Consider the following 26461-nt stretch of genomic DNA (forward strand, 5'->3'; position numbering starts at 1 on the left):
TGGCGTATGAAGTTCGTTCGGCCGCTCGCCGCGAAGGCGCAGTTCCTCGTCGAGGAGGCGCGCAAGCGGTGGGCCGCGTTCGGTGATCTGTGGCGGCGTTCGCTGCAGCTGCGGGTCGTGGTGTCCACGCTCGCGCTGTCGTCCGCCGTGGTCTTCGTGCTGGGCATGGTCCTGCAGATGCAGATCACCAACCAGCTGCTGGCCACCAAGGAGGAGGCGGCGGTCCGCCAGGCGAAGGCCTCGCAGACGCTGATCCAGTCCGACCTCGTGGGCCTCAACCCCGGTCCGGACAGCGTGCAGACGCGGTTCACCAGCGCGATCAACAAGCTCGCGGTGGGCAGCGCCGGCACCGACGCCACGGCGGCCGGCGCCGGCGCGTTCGAACCCGTGCTGGCCGACGGGCTCGCGTCCAACAGCGCCCGCGTGCCGTCCGTCGGGCCGCTCGACGACGTGCCGCCCGGCCTGCGCGAGATGGTCGAGAACGGCGGCGAGGGCACCCAGATCCACACCGTGCAGCGCGGCGGGCAACCGACCACGCTGTACGTCGTCGGCCTGCCGATGAGCACCACGGCCCGGTCGATGCAGCTCTACCTGATCTTCCCGCTGGCCTCCGAGCAGCGCACCGCCGAGGTCGTGCAGTCGACGCTCGTGGTCGGCGGCGTCGTGCTGCTGATGCTGCTCGCGCTGATCGCGAACCTGGTGACCCGGCAGGTCGTGCGGCCGGTGCGGCAGGCGGCCGAGGTCGCGGAGCGGTTCGCGGACGGCGTGCTGCACGAACGCATGCACGTCGTCGGCGAGGACGACGTGGCGCGGCTGGCCGAGTCGTTCAACGAGATGGCCGAGTCCATCCAGGCCCAGTTCAAGCAGCTGGAGGAGTTCGGCCAGCTGCAGCGCCGGTTCACCTCGGACGTCTCGCACGAGCTGCGCACGCCGCTGACGACCGTGCGCATGGCCGCGGACGTCCTGCACGCCTCGCGCGAGCAGTTCCCCGCCGGGCTCGCCCGCTCCACCGAGCTGCTGGTCGACGAGCTCGACCGGTTCGAGTCGCTGCTGGGCGACCTGCTGGAGATCTCCCGCCTGGACGCCGGTGTCGAGGAGCTGACCGCCGAACAGGTGGACATCCGCGTGCTGGCCCGCCGGGCGCACGACTCGGTGCGCGCGCTGTCGACGACGGCGAACTCCCCGGTGGTGCTGGACCTCCCGGACGAGGAGCTCACCGCCGAGCTGGACTCCCGCCGCGTGGAGCGCATCCTGCGCAACCTGCTGGCGAACGCGATCGACCACGGCGAGGGCCAGCCGGTCGAGCTGACCATGCGCGGCAACGCCGACGCGGTCGCGATCACCGTGCGGGACCACGGCGTCGGGCTGCGGCCGGGCGAGGCGGACCTGGTGTTCAGCCGGTTCTGGCGCGCCGACCCGTCGCGCAACCGGCGCACCGGCGGCACCGGCCTCGGCCTGTCGATCTCGCTGGAGGACGCGCGGCTGCACGGCGGCTGGCTGGAGGCATGGGGAGAACCGGGCCACGGCGCGGTGTTCCGCCTGACGCTGCCGCGCACGCACGGCGAGGAGCTGCGCGAGAGCCCGTTGCCGCTGGCGCCCGCCATCGCGGCCGGCGCGGTCGCCGCCGTCGCGGAGACGCCGGTGGCGGAGGAACCGGAGGAGGTCGAGCTGACCCCCGAGGAGATCACCTGGCAGCCGGCCGAACCGGTCGACGGCGTGCCCGACGAGGTTTCGGAGGAAGTGCGGTGAAGCGGCTGACCCTGGTGCTCCTCGTGCTCGTGACGATCACGGGCTGTGCTGCGATCCCGACGAACACCCAGCCGAAACCCATCGGCACCAAGGACAACAAGGCCTCGAACACGAACCAGGCGCCCGAGCCGAGGCGCGACCTCGACCCGTTCGAGCTGGTTCGCGACTTCATCGGCGCGACGTCCAACCCGGACCACAACTACGCGGCGGCGCGGGCGTACCTGACGCCGGAGGCCGACAAGAAGTGGGACACCAAGAGCCCCACGATCATCGAGACGTCGTTCTCGACCGTGCCGACCTCGCAGGCGCAGGCCGAGAAGACGCAGACCGTGTTGCTGCAGGGCAAGAACGTCGGCCGCCTGGGCGCCAACGACAACGCGTTCGTGCCGCAGCTCGGCGACTTCTCGACGCCGGTGAAGCTGGAGCGCAACAACGAGAACCAGTGGCGCATCTCCGAGCCGCCGCTGGGCGTCTACATGCCGCAGAACGTGTTCAACAACAGCTACCGCCGCGTCGTGCTCTGGTTCTACAACCCGGAGTTCAGCGTGCTGGTGCCGGACCCGCGGTTCGTGGTCGTGCCGCCCGCCACCGACATCCCGACCCGCGTGACCGAGCTGCTGATCAAGGGCCCCAGTGACGCGCTGCGCGACACGCTGGTCTCCGCGCTGGGCCCGGACACCGACAAGTTCTCGAACACCAAGGAAGCCGACGACGGCGCGCTCGAGGTCAACCTCACCAAGGTCGGCAACGACCGCACGCCGGAGAAGAACAAGCAGATCGTCGCGCAGGTCGTGAAGTCGTTCCAGGGCGTCACGTCCTCGCGCATCCGCGTCCTCGTCGACGGCCAGCAGATCCTGGCCGAGCAACGCGACTACCGCCCGTCCGACGTGTCGGCGACCGCGGGTGAGGCGTTGCTGGCCTCGAACGTGAACCTGCCCGGCATGCTGGTCGTGGACGGCCGCCTGCGCTCGCTGAACGACGGCGTCGCCGTCAAGGGCCCGGCCGGCGACGGCACCTACACCGTGGCGAGCGCGGCCCAGTCGCTGGACGGCTCGCGCCTGGCGGTGGTGACCCGCGACGGCGCGGCGATGCGCCTGCGGGTGGGGGAGAACGAGCAGCCGCTGTCCGAGGTGGACCTGCCGGCCACCTCGCTGACCAGACCGACGTGGCTGCTGTCGAGCGGTCCGAAGGAGCCGAGCAAGGAGGTCTGGACCGTCGCCGACGGGAGCTCGGTCACGCGCGTCACCCGTGCGGACAACGGCAACTGGACCGCGAAGAGCGTCAACACCACCGACCTGGCCGCGTTCGGCGGCATCACCGAGCTCCGCCTCTCCCGTGACGGCACGCGTGCTGCCCTGGTCATCGCCGGGAAGCTCTACGTGGCCTCCGTGGTCCGCAACCAGCAGGACGTGGCGCTGCGCTCCCCGCGGGCCGTTCAGCCGTCCCTGCTGGGCTCCTCGGTGCTGTCGGTGGACTGGCTGTCGCAGGACATCGTGGTCGTGTCGTCGTCCGTGGCCGCGCTGCCGGTCAGCAAGGTCTACATCGACGGGGCCAAGCTCGACCGGTACAGCCAGTCGAACCTCACCGGGCTCGTCGGGTCGGTGGCCGCGGGACCGTCGCGGTCGGTGCAGGTGATCGACAGCTCCGGGCTGTGGATCGCCACGGACATCACCGACGTGTGGCGTCCGAGCCCGATCCGCACGTCAACCGGTTCACAGGTCTTCTACCCGGGCTGACCCCCTGCTCCTACCGGCGTCTGCAAGTACTGCCAACTCAAGATCAGCGAGCACTTTTCCGCTGCCAACCGCCCTTCCGGCCGCCTGCGCACCCATCGCTGGTTCGGCGGTGTGCGGGACCGCGGAAAATGTCAGACCCCGTCGTCACCCTGGTCCACATGCCCCTTGAGCTGATCGTGCCCGTCCGCTGCTCCGGCTGCGGGCGGCCCGGCCCCGCCTGCTGCTCGTCCTGCCTCGGTGCGTTCGGGCCGCCGGCTCGCCTGTCCGTGCCCGGGGTCGGGCCGCCGGTGTGGGCGCTGGCGGCGTACGACGGCGTGGTGCGGGAGCTCGTGCTCGCGTTCAAGGAACGGGGTGCGCGGGCGTTGGCGGCGTGGTTCGGCGCCGTGGTGGCCGCGGCGCTCGTGTCGGTCGGGCCCGCGCCGTGGGTGCTGGTGCCGGCGCCGTCACGGGCAGGGGCGGCCAAGGAACGCGGGGGCGACCACATGGTGAGAATCGCGCGGGCCGTGGAGATCGCCGCCGTGGCACCGGTCCTGTCGTTCACGGCGGGCGTGGCCGACTCCGTGGGGCTGGGTCCGGGAGCGCGCAGGAGGAACGTGGACGGGCGCGTGCGCGTTTGCGGCAGACCCCCACCGGGAACAGTTGTGCTGCTGGACGACGTGGTCACGACGGGTGCGACGGCTGGTGAATGTGCCCGCGCGTTGCGATCGTCCGGTGTTCGCGCGCAGGCCGTGCTGGCGCTTTCGTCAGCGCGTTCGTGGGGTTGACGGTTCGACCGGGACTTTCGGCACCGCCCACAAGGGTGAAGTTGGTGTCGGCCAGTGGATCACCGGTTCGTCCCGGTTGGACGGGAATCCCCAGGTCGTCGTCGCGAGCCCCGTCCTGTCCGAAGATCCGGAACTGCGGAGTGGCACGTTTGGACCCGACGTTGGACAGACCCGTGTTTCGTCGCCGTGTCGTGCGCCGCCGCAGAGCGCTGCCCCTGGGCGTGGAGCGCTAGGGCTGGTCGCGCGGCCCTGTGCGGTGACCCCCGCAGGCGGTGCGTTTGGCACCGCCCGATGTCGGCTGTCTGCTCGGTGCTCCGGTTAACGCCTATTCACTTGTAGAGCTGACCAGCGGTTATCAGAGGAATCGCATGGTTCGCCGGACAGTGGTGGAGATCGCCGGGCTCGTACGCGAATGGGCGAAAACCGCTGGCGTGCCGGGCGTGACACGCTCGTGATCGGTCAGCGAAACGGAACGGTTCAGTTGGAGAAAGCGCGGTTCCGTCGCATCTAGACCGGAGTCGGAGGCATCGGAATCGATCTCTTCGAAGTTTCGGGAACATGACGCGGTGGTCACCCGTTGGCTGGGTATGAGGCCGCGCTGGGAACCGTTCGACGCAGTGGTGCTGCGGTCGAGTAGTGGCCGCGCGCTGAGCCTTACGGGTGAGCGAGATGCCGGAGAGCGGTGCTCGTGCCACGCTGGGAACACGTGCTGTGGCAGGGAGTTGTCGCGCTGCGTAGTCGCCGAAAAATCTGCCGGTTCGCCCGGCAAGGGGGCTTACGCGACGGTGAATCCCAAGCTAACGTGCACCGCTATCAGCGTTCCCGGCCCGCGGGGAGGAGGCGAACAGCCCATGACCCAGGCGCCGTGAGACCTGCCGAGGACGACCCTCTGCGACACATCTGCGATCCAAGATCGCCACGGCGCTCGATAAATCAGTCCAGCCAAAGCTCGCAGCAAAGCGAGGGAGGTCGTGTATGGACATCGTCGTCAAGGGCCGCAACGTCGAGGTGCCCGATCACTACAGGGTGCACGTCGCCGAAAAGCTGGCCCGGCTTGAGCGTTACGACCGCAAGGTCATCCGCTTCGACGTGGAACTCTTCCACGAGCCGAACCGCCGCCAGTCGAAGAACTGCCAGCGGGTCGAAATCACCGGCAAGGGACGTGGACCGGTGGTCCGTTCCGAAGCCTGCGCGGGTGACTTCTACGCCGCGTTGGACGCTGCGGTCGCGAAGCTCGAGAACCGCCTGCGCCGGTCGCACGACCGCAGGCGCGTCCACCACGGGGCCCGCGCCCCGATCTCGGTGGCGGAAGCGACAAGCGGGCTGGGGGACACCTCCCCCGCTGCTGACCAGAACGGTCAGGTCATGACGTCGCGCCGCGCGAAGACCGCGGTGCTCGACGCACCTGAGGCCGACTACGAGGGCATGGCGGAAGTGCCCGCGCAGCGGTGGGACGACGGCCTCGAGGACAAGTTGCCCGGACGCGTGGTGCGCGAGAAGGAGCACGCCGCCAAACCCATGACGGTCGACCAGGCCCTCTACGAGATGGAACTGGTCGGACACGACTTCTACCTGTTCGCCGACTCCGACAGCGGTCGCCCGAGCGTCGTCTACCGCCGGAAGGGATTCGACTACGGCGTGATCAGGCTGGCCTGATCCGGTAAACCACACACCTTCGACCACCGCCGCCCTTCGCGCCCCTCGCGCGTGAGGGCGGCGGTGTGCGTTCACCGGCCACCCGCCGACGGCGCAAACGGGACCAAACGGGCTTGTCAACCGCGGTTCGTTCACCGTCAAGGTGAACTTCGCGCCGCCAGGAACCTTCACACGGGCCTCATGCGTTCTCCACACCAGTAGCCGAGATGGGGGCACCGGCGGCAGGTGGTCTGCGGAAGATCGCAGAACGGCCTGCCTGACCTGCCAATACCAGGTCAGGCGCGGCAATCCGCCTGTGTCTGTGCACACATCTTGGCGACTTGCCTACGATGGGCAGGGGAAAGGCGTCCGACGTGGGCGCGCCGCGATACAGGTGATGAGGTCTATCCAGATGGTGCTGTCCCGACTGCTCCGCGCCGGCGAGGGCAAGATGCTCAAGCGCCTCCGCAACATCGCAGCACACATCAACCACCTCGAAGACGACGTGGTCGACCTTTCCGACGCCGAGCTGCGTGCGAAGACGGAGGAGTTCAAGAAGCGCCACGCCGAGGGCGAGTCGCTCGACGAACTGCTGCCGGAGGCGTTCGCCGTGGCCCGCGAGGCCGCGAAGCGCACCCTCGGCCAGCGCCCGTACGACGTGCAGCTCATGGGCGGCGCGGCGCTGCACCTCGGGCAGATCTCCGAGATGCGCACCGGTGAGGGCAAGACGCTGACCTCCGTCATGCCGGTCTACCTCAACGCGCTGGCCGGCCGCGGCGTGCACGTCATCACCACGAACGACTACCTCGCCAAGCGCGACGCGGACTGGATGGGCCGTGTCCACCGGTTCCTCGGGCTCACGGTCGGGGCGATCCTGTCCGAGATGACGCCGGAGCAGCGGCGTGCGGCGTACAACGCGGACATCACCTACGGCACGAACAACGAGTTCGGCTTCGACTACCTGCGCGACAACATGGCGTGGAGCCTGGACGAGTGCGTGCAGCGCGGGCACTACTACGCGATCGTCGACGAGGTCGACTCGATCCTGATCGACGAGGCGCGCACGCCGTTGATCATCAGTGGTCCCGCGGAGCAGAGCGCCCGGTGGTACGTCGAGTTCGCGCGGCTGAGCCCGCTGATGAAGCGCGACACGCACTACGAGGTCGACGAGCGCAAGCGCACGGTCGGCGTGTCCGAGCAGGGCGTCTCGTTCATCGAGGACCAGCTGGGCATCGAGAACCTGTACGAGGCGGCGAACACCCCGCTGGTGGGCTACCTGAACAACGCCCTCAAGGCGAAGGAGCTCTACACCAAGGACAAGGACTACATCGTCCGCAACGGCGAGGTCATGATCGTCGACGAGTTCACGGGTCGTGTGCTCGCCGGGCGGCGCTACAACGAGGGCATGCACCAGGCCATCGAGGCCAAGGAAGGTGTGGAGATCAAGGCGGAGAACCAGACGCTCGCCACGATCACCCTCCAGAACTACTTCCGCCTCTACGAGAAGCTCGGCGGCATGACCGGTACCGCGGAGACCGAGGCGGCCGAGTTCCACCAGACCTACAAGCTGGGCGTCGTGCCGATCCCGACGAACCGCCCGCCGCAGCGCAAGGACCAGCCCGACCTCGTCTACAAGAGCGAGGAGGCGAAGTTCGAGGCGGTCGCGGAGGACATCGCGGAGAAGCACGCCAAGGGCCAGCCGGTCCTGATCGGCACGACGAGCGTCGAGCGCTCCGAGTACCTGTCGAAGCTGTTGGTGCGCAAGGGCATCCCGCACGAGGTGCTGAACGCGAAGCACCACGACCGCGAGGCGCTGATCATCGCGAAGGCCGGCCGCAAGGGCGCCGTCACGGTCGCGACGAACATGGCCGGTCGCGGTACGGACATCGTGCTGGGCGGCAACCCGGACATCATCGCCGACCACGAGCTGCGCGACCGCGGCCTCGACCCGGTGACCACGCCGGAGGAGTACGAGGCCGAGTGGGCCAAGGTCGTCGAGGAGCTCACGACCCAGGGCAAGGCCGAGGCCGACGAGGTGCGCGAGGCCGGTGGTCTCTACGTGCTGGGCACCGAGCGCCACGAGTCGCGCCGCATCGACAACCAGCTCCGCGGCCGCACCGGCCGTCAGGGCGACCCCGGTGAGTCGCGGTTCTACCTGTCGCTGCAGGACGAGCTGATGCGCCGGTTCAACGCGTCCATGGTCGAGATGGTCATGACGCGCCTGAACGTGCCGGACGACGTGCCGATCGAGCACAAGATGGTCACCCGCGCCATCCGCAGCGCGCAGACCCAGGTCGAGCAGCAGAACTTCGAGATCCGCAAGAACGTCCTGAAGTACGACGAGGTCATGAACCGCCAGCGCACGGTGATCTACGCCGAGCGCCGCCGCGTCCTCGAGGGTGAAGACCTGAAGGACCAGGTCGAGCACATGATCGAGAGCGTGGTCGAGGAGTACGTCAACGGCGCGACCGCCGACGGCTACGCCGAGGACTGGGACTTCGACAAGCTGTGGACGGCGCTCAAGACGCTGTACCCGGTGAGCGTCGATCCGGACAAGCTGCTGGAGTCCGACGAGGACGTCAGCCGCGAGTACCTGCGCGAGGTGCTCGTCGAGGACGCGCTGAAGGCCTACCGCGAGCGCGAGGCCGAGATCGACGGCCGCGTCGGCGAGGGCGCCATGCGCGAGCTGGAGCGCCGCGTGCTGCTGTCGGTCCTCGACCGCAAGTGGCGCGAGCACCTCTACGAGATGGACTACTTGAAGGAGGGCATCGGTCTGCGCGCCATGGCGCAGCGCGACCCCCTCATCGAGTACCAGCGCGAGGGCTTCGACATGTTCAACGCGATGCTCGACGCGTTGAAGGAGGAGATCGTCGGCTTCCTGTTCAACCTGCAGGTCGAGGCCGCGGAGCCGGAGCCCCAGCCGGAGCCGGAGGTCCCGGTCCTGCTGAGCCAGGCCCCGCAGCCGCTGCCCGCGACGGGGGCCCGTGCCCGCGCCCGTGCCGCGGCGGCCGCCCAGCAGCAGGCGCAGCAGCAGCCGGCGGCCCCGGCGGGTCCGGCGATGGCGCAGCTCGCCACCGGCAACGCGATCCCGCCCGCCCTGCGCGGCAAGGGTCTCGGTGGCCCCGGTGAGCAGCACCTGAGCTACAGCGGCCCGGCCGAGGACGGCGGCGTCGAGCAGCACAGCGACGAGAACAACGGCGGTGGCGCCCAGAGCGGCACCCGCAAGGAGCGGCGTGAGGCGGCCCGCCAGGCCGCGAAGGGCAACCGCCGCAAGCGCTAGCAGCAACCGGCCACACAGGGGCCCCGCGCTTCCCCCAGGGGAACGCGGGGCCCCTGCGTGTACCTGGAAGGGCACGCGGGGTCCCCGCGTGCCCTCTGGAGGGAACGCGGGGCGCCCGCGTGACTTCCGGCATGCGGAATTGGGGGAGCGCACGCGGGGAGCTTTCGTACTGCAGGAGAGTACGAAAGGTCCCCGCGTGCCCTCCGCGGAAGCGGGGAGGGTTACTCCAGCACTGTGAACGTGGTCAGCAGCCAGCGGCCGTCGTGGTGCTCGGCGCGTGCGGCCACGGCGAGCACGCGCTCGTCGCGGCGCACAGTGGCGGCGATCTCGGCGGCGAACCGGGTTGGGTGGCAGACACGAGGAGGCCGCAGCAGGCGGGTGGTCCGCACGCGCACCGACCGGACCAGGCGGGCGGCCAGCGCGGGCAGGGTGAGCTGTTGCAGCAAACGACCGGGGCGACGGCCGTCCACCACCTCCAGGACGGCTGTGAGCAGCCGGGCCGCGTCGAGCGGCGGCGGCGGTGGCTCCGGTGCGGGCAGCCACGACCCGCGTGCGCGGGGGCGTGGCACGAAAGTCGCCCCGGCGGGCGGCTCGTAGGTGGGCAGGCGGCGAACGACTGGGGGCATGCCGAAACCGGCGGCGCAGCGCGCCGATCAGGACACCCATCACTCGAAGGAGTGGGTAGTACGGTCCTGACCATGCTGAAGGCCCTCGTGCTGGACTACGGCGGCGTCCTGACCGACCCCGGTGAGGACAACCCGCCGGAACCGCCGCTGCTCACCGCGGTGCGCAAGGCGCGGCAGCAGGGGTTCAAGACCGCGCTGCTGTCCAACGCGGACGGGTGGTGGCAGCCGCCGGCGCACTGGCACGGGCTGTTCGACGCGGCGGTCATCTCCGGCGAGGTCGGGCTGGCGAAGCCGGACGCCGGCATCTATCTGCTCACGGCCGCGAAGCTCGGTCTCGAACCGGGCGAGTGCGTGTTCGTCGACGACCTCGCGGTGAACGTCCGCGGCGCCGCCGAGGCGGGCATGGTCGGCGTCCACCATCGGTCGACGCGGACCACCCTCGAGGAACTGGAGATCCTGCTAGCGACAGCGCTGCGCGGTTGAGGGTTCACCCCGAGGCGTAATTGCCGGTCATTCCGCTCCCCGGATAACTTCGACGCGGCCTGGTTCCGCTGATCCTCAGGAGAGCGAATGCGAAGAATTGCCGCTTGTGCCGCGATCGTCATCGCCGTCGGTTCGGCGGTCGCGGCTCCTGCGCGGGCGCAGGAGCGCGGCTGCCGCGAGGAGTTCCCGCGGGACGGGCGCAGCGTCGAGGTCTTCTGCGACGACGGCTGGCCGGGCAACTTCCGCGCCGTCGCCCACTGCCGGACCACGCTGTCGAGCTGGGACGAGCACGGCACGATCGGGCACGTGCGCGCGAGGTCGTCGATCGCCGGGTGCGACGGCCTGGTCGGCCCGGTGTGGGTCGAGGGCTACCACGTCGACTGGCTGTAGGCGGTCAGCCCTGGGCGCGCCGCACGAGCTCGAAGCAGAGCACGGCCGCCGCTGAGGCGACGTTGAGCGATTCCACGCCCGCCGCCATCGGGATCGAAAGCCACGAGGTGATGTGCGGGCGCACGTCCTCGGTGATCCCGAACGTCTCACTGCCGAGCACGAATGCCGACCGTTCCGCGAATTCAGCGGAATAGATCGTGTCGGACGCGTGGGAATCGAGCGCGTGGAGCGGATATCCGGACGCGCGCAGGAGAGCGGAGGCCTCCGCCGCGGTGCCGCAGCGCAGGACGGGCGCGCGGAAAGCCACCCCGGCGGAGGCCTTCACCACGAGCGGGTCGATCGAGGCGACGCCGCGGCGCGGCACCACGATGCCGTCGATGCCCGCGGCCGTCGCGGTCCGCAGGATCATGCCGACGTTCGCCGGCGTGGTGATGCCGTCCAGCACCAGCACGGACCGCAGGTCGTCCTCCTCCAGCGCGAGCGCCAGCGGCTTCATCCGCGGCGCCACGACGTCGGCGAGCACGCCCTGGTCCTGCTTGCCGTTGCCCGCCAGCACCTTCACCCGCTGCGCGGTCGCCCGCTGCACCTGCACGCCCCGCGACCGGGCCGCGTCCAGGATCTCGCGCGCCGCCGGGCCGCGTGCGGTGTCGGCGAGCACCACCTTGTCCACCGACAGCGCCGGGTCGTCCAGCGCCTCCAGCACGGGCTTGCGGCCGTAGACGGTGACGAAGCGGTCCTTGGGCGAGATCTCCACGCCGAAGAGGGTGCCAGACGGCCCGGCACGCCCCCGCACGCCCGGCTCGAACGGGTGAAGAGCACGAGTAGAGCCGTTCGGCCCTTGTGCTTTGGATCATATGCATGATGATCGTCACATGACGTCAGGTGTGCGCAGCGTCGCGCAACGTCAACACCTCGCGAGCGGCCAGGACTCGGACGTGTTCATCCGGTCCGACGGGCTGCTCGTCAAACGCACGCGCACAGGCCGTGACCTGCGGCGCGAGGCCGAGATGATGCTGTACCTGAGCGGTCACGGCATCCCCGTGCCGCGGGTGCACGACGCGACGGCGGACGAGCTCGTCATGCAGTACGTGCCCGGCCCGCGGATGTCCGAGGAGATCGGCCGCAAGCCGTGGCTCGCCGGTCAGCTCGGCCGCGAGCTCGCCGACCTGCACCACCGCCTGGACGCGGTGCGGGCCCCCGACTTCCTCACCGGCGACGGCGACCTGCTGCACCTCGACCTGCACCCCGGCAACGTCGTGCTCGGCCCGGAGGGACCGGTCGTGCTCGACTGGGCCTGCGCGATGAGGGGCGACCGGCGGCTCGACGTAGCGCTGTCCTGGGTGTCGCTGGCGGTCGCGCGGCTGACGACGGCCCGCCGGTTGACGCGGTGGAACTTCCTCAGGTCGTTCATGGCCAACGTGGACCCGCGGGCGCGGGAGGCGATTCCGGAGGCCGCGCGCATCCGGCTGGAGCGGCACGACCGCGATCCGCGGGAACGGGCGGCGCTGGAAAAGCTCATGGACGCGAAACGGCACTAGTCTGGCGGGCATGCCGGACCGACTGTCAGCGCTGGACGCCTCGTTCCTGTACCTGGAGGGCTCCACGACGCCGATGCACGTCGGTGGCGTGGCGGTGTTCCGCAGGCCCAAGGCGGGGTTCGACTACGACAAGCTCGTCGACCTCATCGAGCAGCGGCTGAGCCTCGTGCCGCGCTACCGGCAGAAGGTCGTGCACGTCCCCGGCCGCATCGCGCGGCCCGTGTGGGTGGACGACCCTGACTTCGACGTCACCTACCACGTGCGGCGCTCCGCCCTGCCCAAGCCGGGCAACGAGAAGCAGCTGCACGACCTGGTGGCGCGGCTGATGTCGCGGCCGCTCGACCACTCGCGGCCGCTGTGGGAGAGCTACCTCGTGGAGGGGCTGGCGAAGAACCAGCTCGCCGTGATCACCAAGACCCACCAGGCCATGGTCGACGGCATCGCGTCGCTGGAGATCGGCCAGGTCATGCTGGACGTGTCGCCGTCGCCGCGCACGAACGTCGAGAACCTCTGGATGCCGCAGCCGGAGCCCAGCTCGTTGCAGCTGGTGAGCGACGCCGTCACGGACATCGTGCACCGGCCGGGCGAGCTAGTGGAGAACGTGCGCAGCGCCGCGATGGACACCGTCGCCACGGTCGGCAAGGTCGTCAACGCCGTGGGTGCGGTCGCCGCCGCCATCCACACCGCCGCGAGCCCGGCGCCCGGCAGCCCGCTGAACGTCCGGATCACCTCGCCGCAGCGCCGGTTCGCCGTGGCGCGCGCCCAGCTCGACGACCTGCGCGCCATCCGCAAGGCCCACGGCGGCACGGTGAACGACGTGGTGCTGGCGGCGCTGGCCGGTGCGATCCGCAACTGGTTGCTCAGCCGCGGTGAGAACGTCACCGGCAGCACCACGATCCGCGCGATGACGCCGATGTCGGTGCGCGACACCGACCCCGACTCGGGCAACAACGTCTCCGCCTACCTGGTGGACCTGCCGGTCGGCGAGCCGAACCCGGTGGTGCGGCTGCACCACGTGAGCCACGCGACCCGCGCCCACCTGGAGTCCGGCCAGTCGGTGGCCGCCGACGCGCTGGTCAAGGTCTCCGGCTTCGCGCCGCCGACCCTGCACGCGCTGGGCGCGCGGGCGGCCAGCTCGTTCAGCCGCCGGCTGTTCAACGTGATCGTCACCAACGTGCCCGGCCCGCAGGTGCCGCTGTACGCGGCGGGCGCGAGAATGACCGAGATCTTCCCGGTCGTGCCGCTCGCCAAGAACCAGGCGCTGGCGATCGGGGTGACGTCGTACGACGGCGGTGTGTACTTCGGGCTGAACGGCGACCGCGACGCCATGTCCGATGTGGACGTTCTCGCGAGCATGGTCGAGGAGTCGGTGGAGGAACTGATGGGGACGGCGAGCGCGTGATGAGGGTCTACATCCCGGCCACGGTGGCCATGCTGCGCAGCTTCGTCGACAGCGGCGAGCTCACACCGGTGGGCGGCACGGCGTTCGCGCTGACGCCGGCGCTGCGCGAGTCCTACGCCGCCGGCGACACCGAGGAGCTGGAGTACGCCGCGATGCTCGACGCGGCCCGCGCGTCGCTGCGGCTGCTGGCCGGTGACGAGAAGTCGGAACCGCGCCGCGCGGTCGTCGCGGTGGACGCGGACGACGTGACGTTGCGCCCGGACCTGGACTTCTCGGTGGTGAAGGTCGTGGGCCCGTTCACGTTGAAGGACGTCGCGTCCGTGCACCTGGACACGGCCGAGGCCGAGGACGACGTGCGCGCCGCCGCCGAGGTCGTGGACGCGGCGGACCTGGGCGACCCGGATGCCGAGTTCGCGCTGGGCAGCGCCGAGGACCACGAGCTGGCCTGGTACGCGGCGCAGGAGCTGGCGTTCGTGCTGGAGCTGATGTGACTCAGGTCACGTCGAACTGAGGTAGAGGTGCCGTGAGCGGCTCCGTCCCCGAGGTGTCCGACACCGGAGAGACGGAGCCGCCATGAACCAGCACGACGTCGACGAGGTCCTGAACCGCCCGCTGAGCCAGGAGCTGCTCGGCCGCGACATCGCCCGGCTGGCGTTCGTCGCGCAGGACGGCACGCCCCGCAACCTCCCGGTCGGGTTCTGCTGGAACGGCAGCGAGATCGTCATCTGCACGTCGAAGAACGCCCGCAAGCTCGCGATGCTGGCCGCGAACCCGGCCGTCGCGCTGACGATCGACACCGAGGCGTTCCCGCCGCGGATCCTGTCCGTGCGCGGCAGGGCCGAGCTCGCCCCCGTGGACGACATCCCGGCCGAGTACCTCCAGGTGACCAAGTCCATGACGCCGGAGCAGCGCGCCGAGTGGGAGGCCGACGTCCGTTCGCTCTACACCGACGGCATGGTCCGGATCGTCATCCGGCCGGCCTGGGCGAAGCTGACCGACTTCGAGACCACGTTGCCGGACAACGTCGCCGAGCTCGTGCGGCGCCAAGCCGCGGCGCGGCAGGCCTGAGCACGGCGGAAACCGCCACTCACATGCCCTCGGCGGGCTCCCACAGCTCGATCCGGTTGCCCTCGGGGTCGACGCACCAGCCGAACCGGCCGAACTCCGAGTCCTCGGTTTCCGGCAGCACCTCGACGCCGCGGCCGCGCAGCTTCACCATCAACGACTCCAGGTCGTCGACCCGCAGGTTCAGCATGGTGCGCTGGTGCGGTTCGCCGATGTACTCGGTGTCCTGCGCGAACAACGCCATCGTCGTCGTGCCGGGGCGGTCCGACGTCGCGGTGTCGAGCCAGTGGAAGGTGACGGTGCCGCGTTCGCTCATCGGCACACCGAGGTTCTCGCGGTACCAGGCCGCCAGCCGCACGGGATCCCGGGAACGCAGGAAGACCCCGCCGATGCCAGTCACCCGCGCCACCCGACGGACCCTACTACCGCGTGCCACGATGGGGGAATGGACGCCGTGACGGCTGCACCCGAACCGGTCAACGAACCCGTGCGCACCTACGCTTCCGGCAGCGCGGAACGCGCCTCCCTGCAGGCCCGCATCGCGGAGCTGGAGGGCACCACCCACGAGCTGACGATGACGATCGGCGGCGAACAGCGGATGGGCGGCGGTGACCGCGTCGACGTGGTCCAGCCGCACGACCACCGGCACGTGCTCGGGGTGACCGCGCAGGCCACCGGCTCCGACGTCGCGGCGGCGATGAGGGCCGCGCAGCACGCCGCACCGGGGTGGCAGGAGCTGCCGTACGACGAACGGGCCGCGGTGCTGCTGCGAGCGGCGGACCTGCTGTCCGGCCCGTGGCGGGACACGCTGAACGCCGCCACGGTCCTCGGGCAGTCGAAGTCGGTGCAGCAGGCCGAGATCGACGCCGCCTGCGAGCTGATCGACTTCCTGCGGTTCAACGTCCACTTCGGCCGCCGGGTCCTGGAGGAGCAGCCGGCGTCCAGCCCCGGCGTGTGGAACCGGATGGACCACCGGCCGCTCGACGGGTTCGTCGTCGCGATCACGCCGTTCAACTTCACCGCCATCGCCGGCAACCTGCCGCTGGCACCGGCGCTGATGGGCAACACGGTGGTGTGGAAGCCGTCGCCGACGCAGCAGCTCGCCGCGCACTGCACCATGCGGCTGCTGGAGGAGGCCGGCCTGCCGCCGGGCGTGGTCAACCTCGTCACCGGCGACGGCAAGGCGCTGGGTGAGGTGGCGCTGCGGGACCGGTTCTTCGCCGGACTGCACTTCACCGGGTCCACCCGCACGTTCAAGGCGCTGTGGCAGACCATGGCGAGCAACCTCGACCACTACCGCGCCTACCCGCGGGTGGTCGGTGAGACCGGCGGCAAGGACTTCGTGCTGGCCCACGCCTCCGCCGACCCCGACGCCCTCGTCACCGGTCTGGTGCGCGGTGCTTTCGAGTACCAGGGCCAGAAGTGCTCGGCCGCGTCCCGCGCGTACATTCCGCGGTCGTTGTGGGACAACGGTGTGCGCGACCAGCTCGTCGACGTCACGAAGTCGTTGGCGTACGGCGACGTCAGGGACCTGTCGGTGTTCGGCGGCGCCGTGATCGACCACCGCGCGTTCGCCAAGCACAAAGACGCACTGCTGATGGCGTCCGCGTCCACCTCCGTCGACGTGCTGGCCGGCGGCACCTGCGACGGCTCGGTCGGCTACTTCGTGGACCCGACGGTGCTGCTGGGCACCGACCCGCACCACGACATCTTCACCTCGGAGTACTTCGGCCCGATCCTCGCCGTGCACGTCTACGACGACGCGGACTACGAGGACATCATGGGCGTCATCGACACCTCCACGCCGTACGCGCTCACCGGTGCCGTGTTCGCGCGTGACCGCGTTGCGGTGGAACAGGCCCACCGCGCGTTGCGGTTCGCGGCGGGCAACTTCTACGTCAACGACAAGCCGACCGGTGCGGTCGTGGGACAGCAGCCGTTCGGCGGGTCGCGCGGGTCCGGCACGAACGACAAGGCGGGGTCGATCTACAACCTGCAGCGGTGGACGTCACCGCGTGCCATCAAGGAGACGCTGGTGCCGCCCATGCACCACGGCTACCCGCACATGGGTTAGCGGGCCCGCGGTACCCAGCCCGTCGCCGCGGTGAGCTTGGTGCTCACGACTCGTTGCGAGCGCCCGAACACCGCCAACGACGCCGCGAGCCCCCCGAACGCGCGCGGCAGCCGCGTGATCCCCAGGTCCCGCTTCAGGACCGGCGTGCCGACGTTGTAGACGCCCGCGGGCGCGCCGAGCACGGCGACGGCGGCGGCCGCCGCGTCGCCGGGGTGCACGACCGACGTCCAGCCGTCGCCGACTAGCACGGGCGGCGACTGGGCAGCGCCGCCCATCAGCATCCCGAAGCGCAGGAAGACGCCGCCGGGGTGGCGCAGGACGTTGTGCTGCGCCGTCACCGAGCTGGCGATGTGACCGACGGGCTCGATGGGAGCGTTCTCGTCCAGCTCCCGCTCACCGCTGTCGGCGTACACGAACGAGATGCCCTCCTGCACCACGCGGCCCACGCCCGCCCGCAACGCCGCCTCGGCCACCGCCGCGCTGCCCTCCGTGCGGATGCGGTCGTTCTCGGCCCAGGCACCGGGCAGCACGGCCCTGGCGCTCAACGGGATGCGGGTGGCGAGGTTGAGGACGGCGTCGTAGCCGCTCAGCGCGGCCGTCAGCCGGCCGGCGTCGAACATCGAGGTGGTGTGCCGGTCGAGCACCCCGACCTCGTGGCCCGCCTCCCGCAGCCGCGGCAGAGCTTCCCGCCCGAGCACACCCGTCGCACCGATCACGAAGACCTTCATGACCGGTGGACGGGACAGGCTGCCGATTCGTGACAGCCCGGTTCATGACAGCTCAGCCCGTGGCAGCTCAGCCCGTGGCAGGCAGCCGTTCCAACGCCTTCAGCGCCAGTCCCTGCGTGGTCTGCCCGAGCACGTTGTCGTCCTCGCCCTGCTTGGTCACGGTCAGCCCGAGCAGCTCACCCTCGCGGACCTGCACCACGGCCTCGCACGCCGACGACGCGCACCGGCGGGTCATCGGCCGGTCCTCGACCACCGCGCCGTAGCCGCCGTTCGCCTGCAGCCGCGCCGACTCCTGCTCGAACTTCGCCTCCAGCAGCTTCAGCGTCACCGTTGCCGAGCCGAACGAGAACGTGCACTCGCGCTCACCCTTCGCGGTACCGGACAACGAGCCCAGGTCACCGTCCCGCAGCAGCGTGCACGGGTCGGTGTCGGTGAACTTCGGGGGAGCGGGGTCGCCACCGCAGGCGCTCAGCAGCAGCACCAGGGCCAGAACTCGCTTCATCCACTTCCTCTGCAGTCGGTCACGGGGGTCGGAGCTCAGTCCGTGTGGTCGTCCAGCCCGGCCCGGGAGGCGAGCAGGCGGCGCAACGACGTCAACCGGCCCGGCGCGTCCGGCACGAGCTCGTCGAGCATGCAGCCGGGGTCCTCGGGGGCACCCAGGTGGCCGCAGCCGGGCGGGCACTCCTCGGCGGCCTCCGCGAAGTCGGGGAAGGCCTTCACGATGTCGTCCGGCGTGATGTGCGCGAGGCCGAACGAGCGGATGCCGGGGGTGTCGACCACCCAGCCGCCGCCGGGCAGCCGCAGCGCGACGGCCTGGGTCGAGGTGTGCCTGCCCTTGCCGACGCCGGAGACGACGCCGACCGCGCGGTTCGCGTCCGGGACGAGCTTGTTGACCAGGGTGGACTTGCCGACACCTGAGTGGCCGATCAGGCAGGACACCGTGTCCCGCAGGCGTTCGCGCAGCTCGGCCGGTTCCTCGTCGGACCGGGTCACGAGCACCGGCACGTCCAGCTCGGTGTAGAGCGCGAGCAGGTCGTCGGCCGACGCGAGGTCGGACTTCGTCAGGCACAGCACCGGTTCCAGGCCACCGGCGTACGCGGCGACCAGGCACCGGTCGATGAAACCGGTGCGCGGCGGAGGATCGGCCAGCGCGACGACCATGATGAGCTGGGAGGCGTTCGCGACGACGACGCGTTCGAACGGGTCCGTGTCGTCGGCGGTCCTGCGCAGCACCGAGGTCCGCTCCTCGACGCGCACGATGCGGGCCAGCGTGTCCGGCTGGCCGGAGGTGTCACCGACGATGCCGACCTGGTCGCCGACCACCACGGGCGTGCGGCCGAGCTCACGCGCACGCATCGCCGTGACGACCACACCGGACTCCAACGCGCACGTCCAGCGGCCGCGGTCGACGCCGATCACCATCGCGATCTCGGCGTCGGCGTGTTCCGGCCTGATCTTGCTGCGCGGCCGCGTCCCCTTGCCGGGGCGCACCCGCACGTCCGACTCGTCGAGCTTGCGCCAGTCCCGCTTGCCCACTGCTACGCGCCTCCGCCGAGCATCGCGTCCCACATCCCCGGGAAGTCGGGGATCGTCTTGGTCGTCGACCCGATGTCGTCGACCGAGACGCCCGGCACCACCAGCCCGATGATCGCGCCCGCGGTGGCCATCCGGTGGTCGGCATAGGCCTTCCACACCCCGCCGTGCAGCGGTGCCGGCTCGATCACGAGCCCGTCCTCGGTCTCGGAGGCGTTGCCGCCCAGCGCGTTGATCTCGTTCACCAGCGCGGCGATGCGGTCCGTCTCGTGGCCGCGGATGTGCGCGACACCGCGGATCTGCGTGCGGCCGCGTGCCACCGTCGCGAGCGCCGCCACCGTCGGCGTCAGCTCGCTCTCGTCGCGCAGGTCGATGTCCACTCCGGACAGCTCAGCCGGTCCGCGCACGGTGAGCCCCTCCTCCGACACCTCGACCGCACAGCCCATGCGTTCCAGGATGCCGCGCACCGCGTCACCGGGCTGGGTGGTCCGCGCGGGCCAGTGCGGGATCGTGACCTGGCCCCCGGTCACCGCGGCGGCCGCGAGGAACACCGTCGCGTTCGACAGGTCCGGCTCCACGTGCCACGTCCGCGCCGCGATCGGGCCCGGCTCGACGTGCCACGCGCTGGTGCCGTCGGTCTCCACCGCGACCCCGACCGAGCGCAGCGTCTGCACCGTCATGTCGATGTGCGGCAACGAGGGCACCGGCCGGCCCGAGTGCCGCACCGTCACGCCCTTGTCGTAGCGCGCCGCCGACAGCAGCAGCCCGGACACGAACTGCGACGAGCCCGACGCGTCGATCGTGACCTCGCCACCGGCCAGCGAACCGCTGCCGCGCAACGTGAACGGCAGCGCGTCACCCTCGACGTCCGCACCGAGCGCGCGCAACGCGTCCAGCACCGTGCTCATCGGGCGCACCCGCGCGTGCGGGTCGCCGTCGAACCTGATCTCGCCCTCGGCCAGCGCGGCGGCCGGCGGCAGGAACCGCATGACCGTGCCCGCGAGCCCGCAGTCGACGTCGGCCGGTCCGCGCAACGCGCCCGGCGTGACGTCCCAGCCGCCGTCCTCCCGGTCGATGATCCCGACGCCCAGCGACGTGAGCGCCTTCACCATCAACACGGTGTCGCGGCTGCGCAACGGCGCGTGCACCGCGGACGGCCCGTCGGCCAGTGCCGCGAGCACCAGGACGCGGTTCGTGATCGACTTCGAGCCGGGCACCGGCACCGTGGAGTGGACTGGGCCGGACGCGCTGGGGGCTGACCAGTGCTGAGTCATGCCCGGAATGATCCCGCACGGCGTCGAGGGCGGCTCGCACAGGTGTTCCCGACGTGCGACGATTGCGACTTCGGAGGTGATCGGTTTTGTGTGGTAGGTACGCCTCCACCAAGGACCCGGCGCTGCTCGCGGCCGAGTTCGAAGCGGTGGACGCCACCGGCGACGAGGCGCCGGGGGCGGACTACAACATCGCTCCCACCAAGCACGTCATGGCGGTGGTCGAGCGCAAGCCGGAGGACGAGGACCTGGAGCGCAGCATCCGCGTGATGCGCTGGGGCCTCGTCCCGCACTGGGCCAAGGACCTCTCCGGCGCGGCGAAGATGATCAACGCCCGCGCGGAGACCGTGCTGTCCAAGCCCGCGTACAAGCAGTCGGCGATGAAGCGCCGGTGCATCATCCCGGCCACCGGCTGGTACGAGTGGCAGCCGGGCGAGGGCCGCAAGCAGCCGTACTTCATGACGCTCGGGGACGACTCGTCCCTCGCGCTGGCGGGCATCTGGTCCGTGTGGTGGAAGGACGACGTCCCGACCGTGACGTGCGCGGTGCTGACGACGGACGCCATCGGCGCGCTGACCGAGGTGCACCACCGGATGCCGTTGCTGCTGCCGCCCGACCGCTGGTCGGCGTGGCTCGACCCGTCCTCGCTCGACCCGAGCGGGCTGCTCGCGCCGGACCCGTCGATCGTCGACGCGCTGGAGCTGCGCCCGGTCTCCACCGCGGTGAACAGCGTGAAGAACAACAACCCGTCGTTGCTGGACCGCGTCTCGCTCACCGAGGACGGGACGCCCGCACCCACCGCGGTCGAGCTGTCGTGACGACGCTGTCGGTGGACACGCCGCACGGCCCCGCACGGGCCTCCCTGCACTGCGCCCACGAACCGCGGGCCGCGCTGCTGCTCGGCCACGGCGCCGGCGGCGGCGTCGAGGCACCCGACCTGGTGGCCGCGTGCCACGCCGCGAACTCCGTCGGCGTGCACGTGGCCCTGGTCGAACAGCCCTACCGCGTGGCCGGCCGCCGTGCCCCCGCGCCGGCGGGCCAGCTCGACACGGCGTGGCTCGCGGTGGTCGACGACCTGGGCGAACGCTGGTTCGACGGCCTGCCGCTGGTGTTCGGCGGCCGGTCGTCGGGCGCCCGCGTGGCGTGCCGGACGAGCGTCGAGGGCCAGGCCGTGGCGGTGCTGTGCCTGGCGTTCCCGGTGCACCCGCCGGGCAAGCCGGAGAAGTCCCGGATGGCCGAGCTGGACGGCGTCGAGGTCGCCACCCTGGTCGTGCAGGGCGAGAACGACCCGTTCGGCCGCCCGGTGCGCGCCCCGCACCGCGAGGTCGTGCTGCTGAACGGCGACCACTCGCTGAAGGCCTCCATCGCGGACGTGGGCCGGTGCGTGGGCGAGTGGCTTGACCGCGTGCTGCGGCCGCTCGACTGAATCACCTGCTGGGACGGGGTCGCGCCGTTACTGTCCCGCCCCATGACCGTTCTCGACGAGCAGGGCAGACCAGAACCTCCGACCGACGGCGACGAGCTCGCCACCCTGACCGGGTTCCTCGACTTCCAGCGCGCCACCCTCGCGTGGAAGACCGAGGGCCTCACCGCCCAGCAGCTGGCCATGACCACCGCCAAGTCCGAGATGACCCTCGGCGGCCTGGTCAAGCACCTCGCGTACGTCGAGCAGCAGTGGTTCCACGTCGTGCTGCACGACCGCGAGCCGCTGGAGCCGTGGAAGAGCGTGGACTGGAAGGCCGACCACGACTGGGACTGGCACTCGGCCGCCGACCACGCGCCGGAGGAGCTCCTCGCGCTGTGGCAGGACGAGGTCGGCCGTTCCCGCGAGGCCGTCGAGGAGGCGCTGGCGACCGGCGACCTCGGCCAGGCGGCCAAGCGCAAGCCGTGGCGCGGCGACGACCGCACGGTGAGCCTGCGCTGGATCCTCACGCACATGGTCGAGGAGTACAGCCGCCACAACGGCCACGCCGACCTGTTGCGCGAGGCGGTCGACGGCCGAACGGGCGAATGACAACCGATCGGGGCTCTGCGGCGTTCACCTGGAAGTAGACGAACGCCACATGATCGGGGAGAACTCGTGAACAAGATCCGTCCGACCGCCGTCGCACTGGCCGGTGCCGCCCTCCTGGCCGCCGCGGGCACTCCCGCGCAGGCCGAGACGCCGTGGTGCACCGGCGACGACCTGGTGATCACCGCCCACGACATGCGTCCGACGACGAGCCCGAACAAGGGGCACGTCATCAGGTTCGCGGCCGTCGAGGGCGTCACCTGCACGATCGGCGGCAGCCTGAGCAACGTGCGGTTCCTCGACGCCGAGGGCCGGGACCTCGACGTCCCGCTGACCGGCGGCCAGGGCCCGTACACCGAGGCGACGGTCCACGGGATCTTCAGCGCCGTGGCCTACGTCGGCTCGCCGAAGAAGAGCGACACCGTGACCCCGGCGTTCATCCGGTTCGACCTGCCGGGCAAGGGCAGCCTCGGTGCCAGGGTCACCACGGCGTGGCCGTCGTGGATCGGCACGCCCGTGCAGTTCACGAACATCGGCTGGCCGGTCAGCTGACCGTTGCCGAGACCGGAACGTGCTAGGCGCTGATCGAGGCCACCACGGCGCCCGTGAGCCGCACCAGCTCGGCCGGCGCGATCTCCACCTCGAGCCCGCGCCGGCCCGCGCTGCAGAACACCGTCTCGAACTCCAGCGCGGAGGCGTCCACCACGACCGGGAGGCGCTTCTTCTGCCCGAGCGGCGAGATCCCGCCCGCGACGTACCCGGTGGCGCGCTCGGCGTCGGTGACCACGGCCATCTTCGCCTTCTTGCCCTTCAACGCCGCCGCCAGCGCCTTGAGGTCGAGCTGCACCGTCACCGGCACGACGCCGACCGCGAGCTTGCCGTCGACCTCGGCGACCAGGGTCTTGAGCACACGGCCCGGCACCAGGCCGAGCGCCTCCGCGGCCTCCAGCCCGTACGACTCGTGGCGGGGGTCGTGCTCGTACGAGTGCAAGGTGTGCGCCACCCGCTGCTTGTCCAGCAGCGCTGTGGCGGGGGTCCCACGTCCGGCCATGCGGAATTACTACCAGCACGTCCGTGTTGGTCAGGACGTGGCTACGAACACGCTCGAGCGGCCCCGCGTAGAGTCAGCACCGACCCAGGACCTGTGGGAAGGGAGCGCGGTGCCCGCCACCGGCACGACGGAGACGACGGCGGAGCGCGCCGCGCGTTTCGAGCGCGATGCAATGCCGATGCTCGACCAGCTGTACTCGGCGGCGTTGCGCATGACCCGCAACCCGGCGGATGCCGAGGACCTCGTCCAGGAGACCTACCTCAAGGCCTACTCGGCGTTCGCGTCCTTCTCGGAGGGCACGAACCTCAAGGCCTGGTTGTACCGGATTCTGACGAACACCTACATCAACGGCTACCGCAAGAAGCAGCGCCAGCCGATCCAGCAGCCGACCGAGGAGATCACGGACTGGCAGCTGGCGCAGGCGGAGAGCCACACCTCGGCCGGGCTGCGCAGCGCGGAGGTCGAGGCACTCGACAACCTGCCTGACAGCGACGTGAAGGAAGCATTGCAGCGGTTGCCGGAGGAGTTCCGGATCGCGGTCTACCTCGCCGATGTCGAAGGCTTCGCGTACAAGGAGATCGCAGACATCATGGGCACCCCGATCGGCACGGTGATGTCCCGGTTGCACCGGGGCCGTCGCCAGCTCCGCGACCTGCTCGCGGACACCGCACGCGAGCGCGGCTTCCTCCGCGGTGGCAACGGTGGCAACGGAGACGCGTCATGAACTGCGGCGAACCCCACGAGACCGACTGCTCCGAGGTCCTGTCCGAGGTCTGGCTGTTCCTCGACCAGGAGTGCGACCAGGGTCGTCGCGCGGCACTGCAGACCCACCTCGACGAGTGCCACCCGTGCCTGGAGCAGTTCGGGCTGGAGGAGCACCTCAAGGCGCTGCTCGCGCGCAAGTGTGGCGGCGATTACGCCCCCGCCGACCTGAAGGCGCGCATCCGGGCCACGATCGTGGAGATCCGCACCGAGGACTGAGCGCCTCGAACACCGCCCCAGAACAACGAAAAGGCCTGGTCACCGTCGTGGTGGCCAGGCCTTTTCGCAGCACTCAGGCGTTGGGGCGCTTGCCTCGGTTGGCGCCGCCCTTTTTGCGGTCGCGGCGCTTGCGAGCACGCTTCGACATGGGTGTCTCCTAGGATCAGAACTGCTTCACCGACCAGTTTCTCATGGAGGAGTTCTGTCTACTCTCACGGACCTGCTGGCCGAGCACACCAAGCTCTCCGGCGCCGCCGCCGACCACCTCCAGCTGGTGGTGGCGGAGTGGCAGCTCCTCTCCGACCTCTCGTTCGCGGACTTCCTGCTGTGGGTGCCGCTGGACGACGACGTCTTCCTGTGCGTGGCCCAGGCCCGGCCCACGACGGCGCCCACCGCCCACCCCGAGGACGTGGTCGGCAGCGAGGTGCGCTCGGACGAGCACCCGCAGCTGCGCCGGGCGATGGACGAGTCGCGGATCTGCCGCGAGGAGGACCCCCGCTGGCACCTGGGCGTGCCGGTGCGGCGCGAGACCATCCCGGTGCGGCTGGGCACGCAGGTCATCGCGGTGCTGAGCCGCAGCACGAACCTGGCCGTGCCGCGGGTGCCGTCGCCGTTGGAGATCTCCTACCTGGGCAGCGCGGCCGACCTGTGCCAGATGATCGCGGACGGCACGTTCCCCGCGCCCGAACCGTCGCCGGACGTGCACACCAGCCCGCGCGTCGGTGACGGCCTGATCCGGCTCGACCCGTCCGGTGCGGTGGTGTTCGCCTCGCCGAACGCGCTGTCGGCCTACCACCGCATGGGGCACGCGTCCGACCTGGTCGGCGTGCACCTGGCGCCGCTGACCCGCAGCCTGATCGGTGACCCGTTCGACGCGACCGAGGTCGCCCAGCGCATCCGGCAGGCGCTCGACGGGCAGCCGTCGATGCGCATGGAGGCCGAGTCGCGCCGCGGTGCCGCGGTCCTCTTCCGGTCGTTGCCCCTTCGGCCACGGGGTCAGGCGGCGGGCGCGATCGTGCTGTGCCGCGACGTCACCGAGGTCCGCCGCCGCGACCGCGCGCTGATGTCGAAGGACGCGACGATCCGCGAGATCCACCACCGGGTCAAGAACAACCTGCAGACCGTGGCGGCGCTGCTGCGGCTGCAGTCGCGCCGGCTGTCGAACCCGGAGGCCAAGGAGGCGCTCGCCGAGTCGGTGCGCCGGGTCACCTCGATCGCGCTCGTGCACGAGACGCTGTCGATGTCCGTCGACGAACGCGTCGACCTCGACGACGTCATCGACAAGGTCATCCCGATGATGGGCGACGTCGCCGTCACCGAGACCCAGGTGAAGGTGCGCCGCGAGGGCGGGTTCGGCATCGTCTCCTCGGAGATCGCGACCCCGCTCGTCATGGTGCTGACCGAGCTCGTGCAGAACGCGTTCGAGCACGCCTACGCCCCTGGCCAGCGCGGGGAGGTCGTCGTGCACAGCGAGCGCTCGGCGAAGTGGCTCGACGTGACGATCTCCGACGACGGCAAGGGCCTGCCGCCCGGTTTCTCCCTGGAACGCACGGATCGTCTCGGTCTGCAGATCGTGCGGACCCTCGTCGACTCCGAACTGAGGGGCTCGTTGAGCTTGCGACGGAGGCCCCGAGGCGGTACAGAGGCGGTCCTGCGCGTGCCGCTGCGGGGGCGGCGCTAAACTGGCCTCGTGCACACGTGACGACCAGCCTCAGCGGTCTCACGTGGTCATGCGGGAGGGTGTGCAAACAAGAAAAGAACCCGACACCTGGCACGGTGTCGGGTTCTTCTCTATGTGTGCTTGTCGCGGCGAACAGCCTGCTCAGGCGTTGCTGCGGGCGCGCGTGCGAGCGTTGCGGCGCTTGAGAGCGCGACGCTCGTCTTCGCTCATCCCGCCCCAGACGCCGGCGTCCTGGCCGCTCTCCAGTGCCCACGCGAGGCAGTCGGAGACGACGGGGCAACGGCGGCAGACGGTCTTCGCCTCGGCGATCTGAAGCAGCGCGGGACCACTGTTCCCAACGGGGAAGAACAGCTCGGGGTCCTCGTCGCGGCAGATCGCGCGGTGGCGCCAGTCCATTGGAACTACTCCTCAGCCTTGGCGCGCACAAAGGCACGCCGGTTGTCAGCGGTCGTTTTGGGGTGCT

At 70.6% G+C, this 26461-nt stretch carries 28 protein-coding genes; 19 read left to right on the plus strand and 9 right to left on the minus strand.

Translation table 11 applies throughout. From position 1 onward, the window contains the following. Nucleotides 1-6: 6 nt before the first annotated feature. The 5 genes from mtrB to secA all read left to right on the plus strand — a co-directional run bounded on the left by mtrB (nucleotide 7) and on the right by secA (nucleotide 9164). Nucleotides 7-1749 (plus strand): MtrAB system histidine kinase MtrB, encoded by a 1743-nt coding sequence (gene mtrB, locus AB0A63_RS23480; RefSeq protein ID WP_360395064.1) that lies wholly within the window; start codon nucleotides 7-9, stop codon nucleotides 1747-1749. After that, nucleotides 1746-3485 (plus strand): LpqB family beta-propeller domain-containing protein, encoded by a 1740-nt coding sequence (locus tag AB0A63_RS23485; RefSeq protein ID WP_360395067.1) that lies wholly within the window; start codon nucleotides 1746-1748, stop codon nucleotides 3483-3485. The genes mtrB and AB0A63_RS23485 overlap by 4 nt, the downstream gene beginning before the upstream one ends. A gap of 158 nt (nucleotides 3486-3643) precedes the next feature. Further along, complete coding sequence (locus AB0A63_RS23490) at nucleotides 3644-4249, plus strand: phosphoribosyltransferase (protein ID WP_360395070.1); 606 nt, start codon at nucleotides 3644-3646, stop codon at nucleotides 4247-4249. A gap of 975 nt (nucleotides 4250-5224) precedes the next feature. Then, complete coding sequence (raiA, locus tag AB0A63_RS23495; protein ID WP_360395073.1) at nucleotides 5225-5905, plus strand: ribosome-associated translation inhibitor RaiA; 681 nt, start codon at nucleotides 5225-5227, stop codon at nucleotides 5903-5905. A gap of 391 nt (nucleotides 5906-6296) precedes the next feature. Continuing rightward, a complete protein-coding gene (gene secA / locus AB0A63_RS23500; RefSeq protein WP_360395076.1) occupies nucleotides 6297-9164 on the plus strand; it encodes a preprotein translocase subunit SecA in 2868 nt (955 codons plus the stop codon). Between the two features lie 221 nt (nucleotides 9165-9385). Here secA and AB0A63_RS23505 read toward each other — a convergent pair whose 3' ends face one another. Then, a complete protein-coding gene (locus AB0A63_RS23505; RefSeq protein WP_360395079.1) occupies nucleotides 9386-9790 on the minus strand; it encodes an Rv3235 family protein in 405 nt (134 codons plus the stop codon). A gap of 72 nt (nucleotides 9791-9862) precedes the next feature. On the opposite strand from AB0A63_RS23505, the gene AB0A63_RS23510 reads away from it, so the two are divergent. Together AB0A63_RS23510 and AB0A63_RS23515 are read left to right on the plus strand one after the other, a co-directional pair. After that, entirely contained in the window at nucleotides 9863-10273 is a 411-nt protein-coding gene (locus tag AB0A63_RS23510) for an HAD-IA family hydrolase (RefSeq protein WP_360395081.1), read from the plus strand. Nucleotides 10274-10360: 87 nt separating this feature from the next. Next, the gene (locus AB0A63_RS23515; RefSeq protein WP_360395084.1) at nucleotides 10361-10663 is read left to right on the plus strand and encodes a hypothetical protein; all 303 of its coding nucleotides are present in this window, start codon (nucleotides 10361-10363) and stop codon (nucleotides 10661-10663) included. 4 nt (nucleotides 10664-10667) lie between these two features. Here the strand turns inward: AB0A63_RS23515 and AB0A63_RS23520 are convergent, their stop codons facing one another. After that, a complete protein-coding gene (locus tag AB0A63_RS23520) occupies nucleotides 10668-11417 on the minus strand; it encodes an RNA methyltransferase (protein WP_360395087.1) in 750 nt (249 codons plus the stop codon). Between the two features lie 118 nt (nucleotides 11418-11535). Here AB0A63_RS23520 and AB0A63_RS23525 point away from each other — a divergent pair, with 118 nt between their 5' ends. The 4 genes from AB0A63_RS23525 (at nucleotide 11536) to AB0A63_RS23540 (ending at nucleotide 14671) form a co-directional block, all read left to right on the plus strand. Continuing rightward, nucleotides 11536-12201 carry a phosphotransferase gene (locus AB0A63_RS23525; RefSeq protein ID WP_360395089.1) on the plus strand — a complete coding sequence of 222 codons (666 nt, stop codon included), beginning with the start codon at nucleotides 11536-11538 and terminating at the stop codon, nucleotides 12199-12201. A gap of 10 nt (nucleotides 12202-12211) precedes the next feature. Further along, nucleotides 12212-13603, plus strand: coding sequence for a wax ester/triacylglycerol synthase family O-acyltransferase (locus AB0A63_RS23530; RefSeq protein WP_360395091.1), 1392 nt, complete (start codon nucleotides 12212-12214; stop codon nucleotides 13601-13603). Continuing rightward, entirely contained in the window at nucleotides 13603-14094 is a 492-nt protein-coding gene (locus tag AB0A63_RS23535; protein ID WP_360395094.1) for a hypothetical protein, read from the plus strand. Before AB0A63_RS23530 ends, AB0A63_RS23535 begins: the two co-directional genes overlap by 1 nt. 82 nt (nucleotides 14095-14176) lie before the next feature. Continuing rightward, on the plus strand, nucleotides 14177-14671 hold the full coding sequence (locus AB0A63_RS23540) for a pyridoxamine 5'-phosphate oxidase family protein (RefSeq protein ID WP_360395097.1): 495 nt from the start codon (nucleotides 14177-14179) through the stop codon (nucleotides 14669-14671). Between the two features lie 19 nt (nucleotides 14672-14690). Here the strand turns inward: AB0A63_RS23540 and AB0A63_RS23545 are convergent, their stop codons facing one another. Next, entirely contained in the window at nucleotides 14691-15077 is a 387-nt protein-coding gene (locus AB0A63_RS23545) for a VOC family protein (RefSeq protein ID WP_360395099.1), read from the minus strand. 36 nt (nucleotides 15078-15113) lie between these two features. Between AB0A63_RS23545 and pruA the strand changes: the two genes are divergently transcribed. After that, a complete protein-coding gene (pruA, locus tag AB0A63_RS23550; protein ID WP_360395102.1) occupies nucleotides 15114-16742 on the plus strand; it encodes an L-glutamate gamma-semialdehyde dehydrogenase in 1629 nt (542 codons plus the stop codon). Here pruA and AB0A63_RS23555 read toward each other — a convergent pair. The 4 genes from AB0A63_RS23555 to aroA form a co-directional block, all read right to left on the minus strand. Next, nucleotides 16739-17470, minus strand: a complete 732-nt coding sequence (locus tag AB0A63_RS23555; protein ID WP_360395105.1) for an NAD-dependent epimerase/dehydratase family protein — start codon at nucleotides 17468-17470, stop codon at nucleotides 16739-16741. The genes pruA and AB0A63_RS23555 overlap by 4 nt on opposite strands. A 67-nt stretch (nucleotides 17471-17537) precedes the next feature. After that, nucleotides 17538-17972, minus strand: a complete 435-nt coding sequence (locus AB0A63_RS23560) for a hypothetical protein (protein ID WP_360395108.1) — start codon at nucleotides 17970-17972, stop codon at nucleotides 17538-17540. Between the two features lie 35 nt (nucleotides 17973-18007). Next, nucleotides 18008-19006 carry a ribosome small subunit-dependent GTPase A gene (rsgA, locus tag AB0A63_RS23565; RefSeq protein ID WP_360395111.1) on the minus strand — a complete coding sequence of 333 codons (999 nt, stop codon included), beginning with the start codon at nucleotides 19004-19006 and terminating at the stop codon, nucleotides 18008-18010. Nucleotides 19007-19008: 2 nt separating this feature from the next. Continuing rightward, nucleotides 19009-20277, minus strand: coding sequence for a 3-phosphoshikimate 1-carboxyvinyltransferase (gene aroA / locus AB0A63_RS23570; protein WP_360395114.1), 1269 nt, complete (start codon nucleotides 20275-20277; stop codon nucleotides 19009-19011). 86 nt (nucleotides 20278-20363) lie between these two features. Here aroA and AB0A63_RS23575 point away from each other — a divergent pair, with 86 nt between their 5' ends. From AB0A63_RS23575 to AB0A63_RS23590, 4 genes are all read left to right on the plus strand, one after another. Further along, nucleotides 20364-21092: an SOS response-associated peptidase gene (locus tag AB0A63_RS23575; protein ID WP_360395117.1), complete on the plus strand. Its 729-nt coding sequence runs from the start codon at nucleotides 20364-20366 to the stop codon at nucleotides 21090-21092. Then, nucleotides 21089-21700: an alpha/beta family hydrolase gene (locus tag AB0A63_RS23580; protein WP_360395120.1), complete on the plus strand. Its 612-nt coding sequence runs from the start codon at nucleotides 21089-21091 to the stop codon at nucleotides 21698-21700. The genes AB0A63_RS23575 and AB0A63_RS23580 overlap by 4 nt, the downstream gene beginning before the upstream one ends. Before the next feature lie 42 nt (nucleotides 21701-21742). Then, a complete protein-coding gene (locus tag AB0A63_RS23585) occupies nucleotides 21743-22288 on the plus strand; it encodes a DinB family protein (protein ID WP_360395123.1) in 546 nt (181 codons plus the stop codon). Between the two features lie 66 nt (nucleotides 22289-22354). Beyond that, nucleotides 22355-22837, plus strand: a complete 483-nt coding sequence (locus AB0A63_RS23590) for a hypothetical protein (RefSeq protein WP_360395125.1) — start codon at nucleotides 22355-22357, stop codon at nucleotides 22835-22837. Nucleotides 22838-22859: 22 nt separating this feature from the next. Here the strand turns inward: AB0A63_RS23590 and ybaK are convergent, their stop codons facing one another. Beyond that, complete coding sequence (gene ybaK, locus AB0A63_RS23595; RefSeq protein WP_360395128.1) at nucleotides 22860-23336, minus strand: Cys-tRNA(Pro) deacylase; 477 nt, start codon at nucleotides 23334-23336, stop codon at nucleotides 22860-22862. On the opposite strand from ybaK, the gene AB0A63_RS23600 reads away from it, so the two are divergent. The 3 genes from AB0A63_RS23600 to AB0A63_RS23610 all read left to right on the plus strand — a co-directional run bounded on the left by AB0A63_RS23600 (nucleotide 23335) and on the right by AB0A63_RS23610 (nucleotide 25998). Beyond that, nucleotides 23335-24060 (plus strand): sigma-70 family RNA polymerase sigma factor, encoded by a 726-nt coding sequence (locus tag AB0A63_RS23600; RefSeq protein WP_360395130.1) that lies wholly within the window; start codon nucleotides 23335-23337, stop codon nucleotides 24058-24060. The two genes, ybaK and AB0A63_RS23600, sit on opposite strands and share 2 nt — an antisense overlap. Then, the gene (rsrA, locus tag AB0A63_RS23605) at nucleotides 24057-24317 is read left to right on the plus strand and encodes a mycothiol system anti-sigma-R factor (RefSeq protein ID WP_360395132.1); all 261 of its coding nucleotides are present in this window, start codon (nucleotides 24057-24059) and stop codon (nucleotides 24315-24317) included. The genes AB0A63_RS23600 and rsrA overlap by 4 nt, the downstream gene beginning before the upstream one ends. Before the next feature lie 202 nt (nucleotides 24318-24519). Then, nucleotides 24520-25998: a histidine kinase N-terminal domain-containing protein gene (locus AB0A63_RS23610; RefSeq protein WP_360395662.1), complete on the plus strand. Its 1479-nt coding sequence runs from the start codon at nucleotides 24520-24522 to the stop codon at nucleotides 25996-25998. A 141-nt stretch (nucleotides 25999-26139) separates the two neighbouring features. On the opposite strand, the gene AB0A63_RS23615 is transcribed toward AB0A63_RS23610, so the two are convergent. Next, nucleotides 26140-26394, minus strand: coding sequence for a WhiB family transcriptional regulator (locus AB0A63_RS23615; RefSeq protein ID WP_015104912.1), 255 nt, complete (start codon nucleotides 26392-26394; stop codon nucleotides 26140-26142). Nucleotides 26395-26461: the final 67 nt, after the last annotated feature.

It is taken from the genome of Lentzea sp. NPDC042327 (assembly GCF_040647275.1).
Classification (GTDB): domain Bacteria; phylum Actinomycetota; class Actinomycetes; order Mycobacteriales; family Pseudonocardiaceae; genus Lentzea.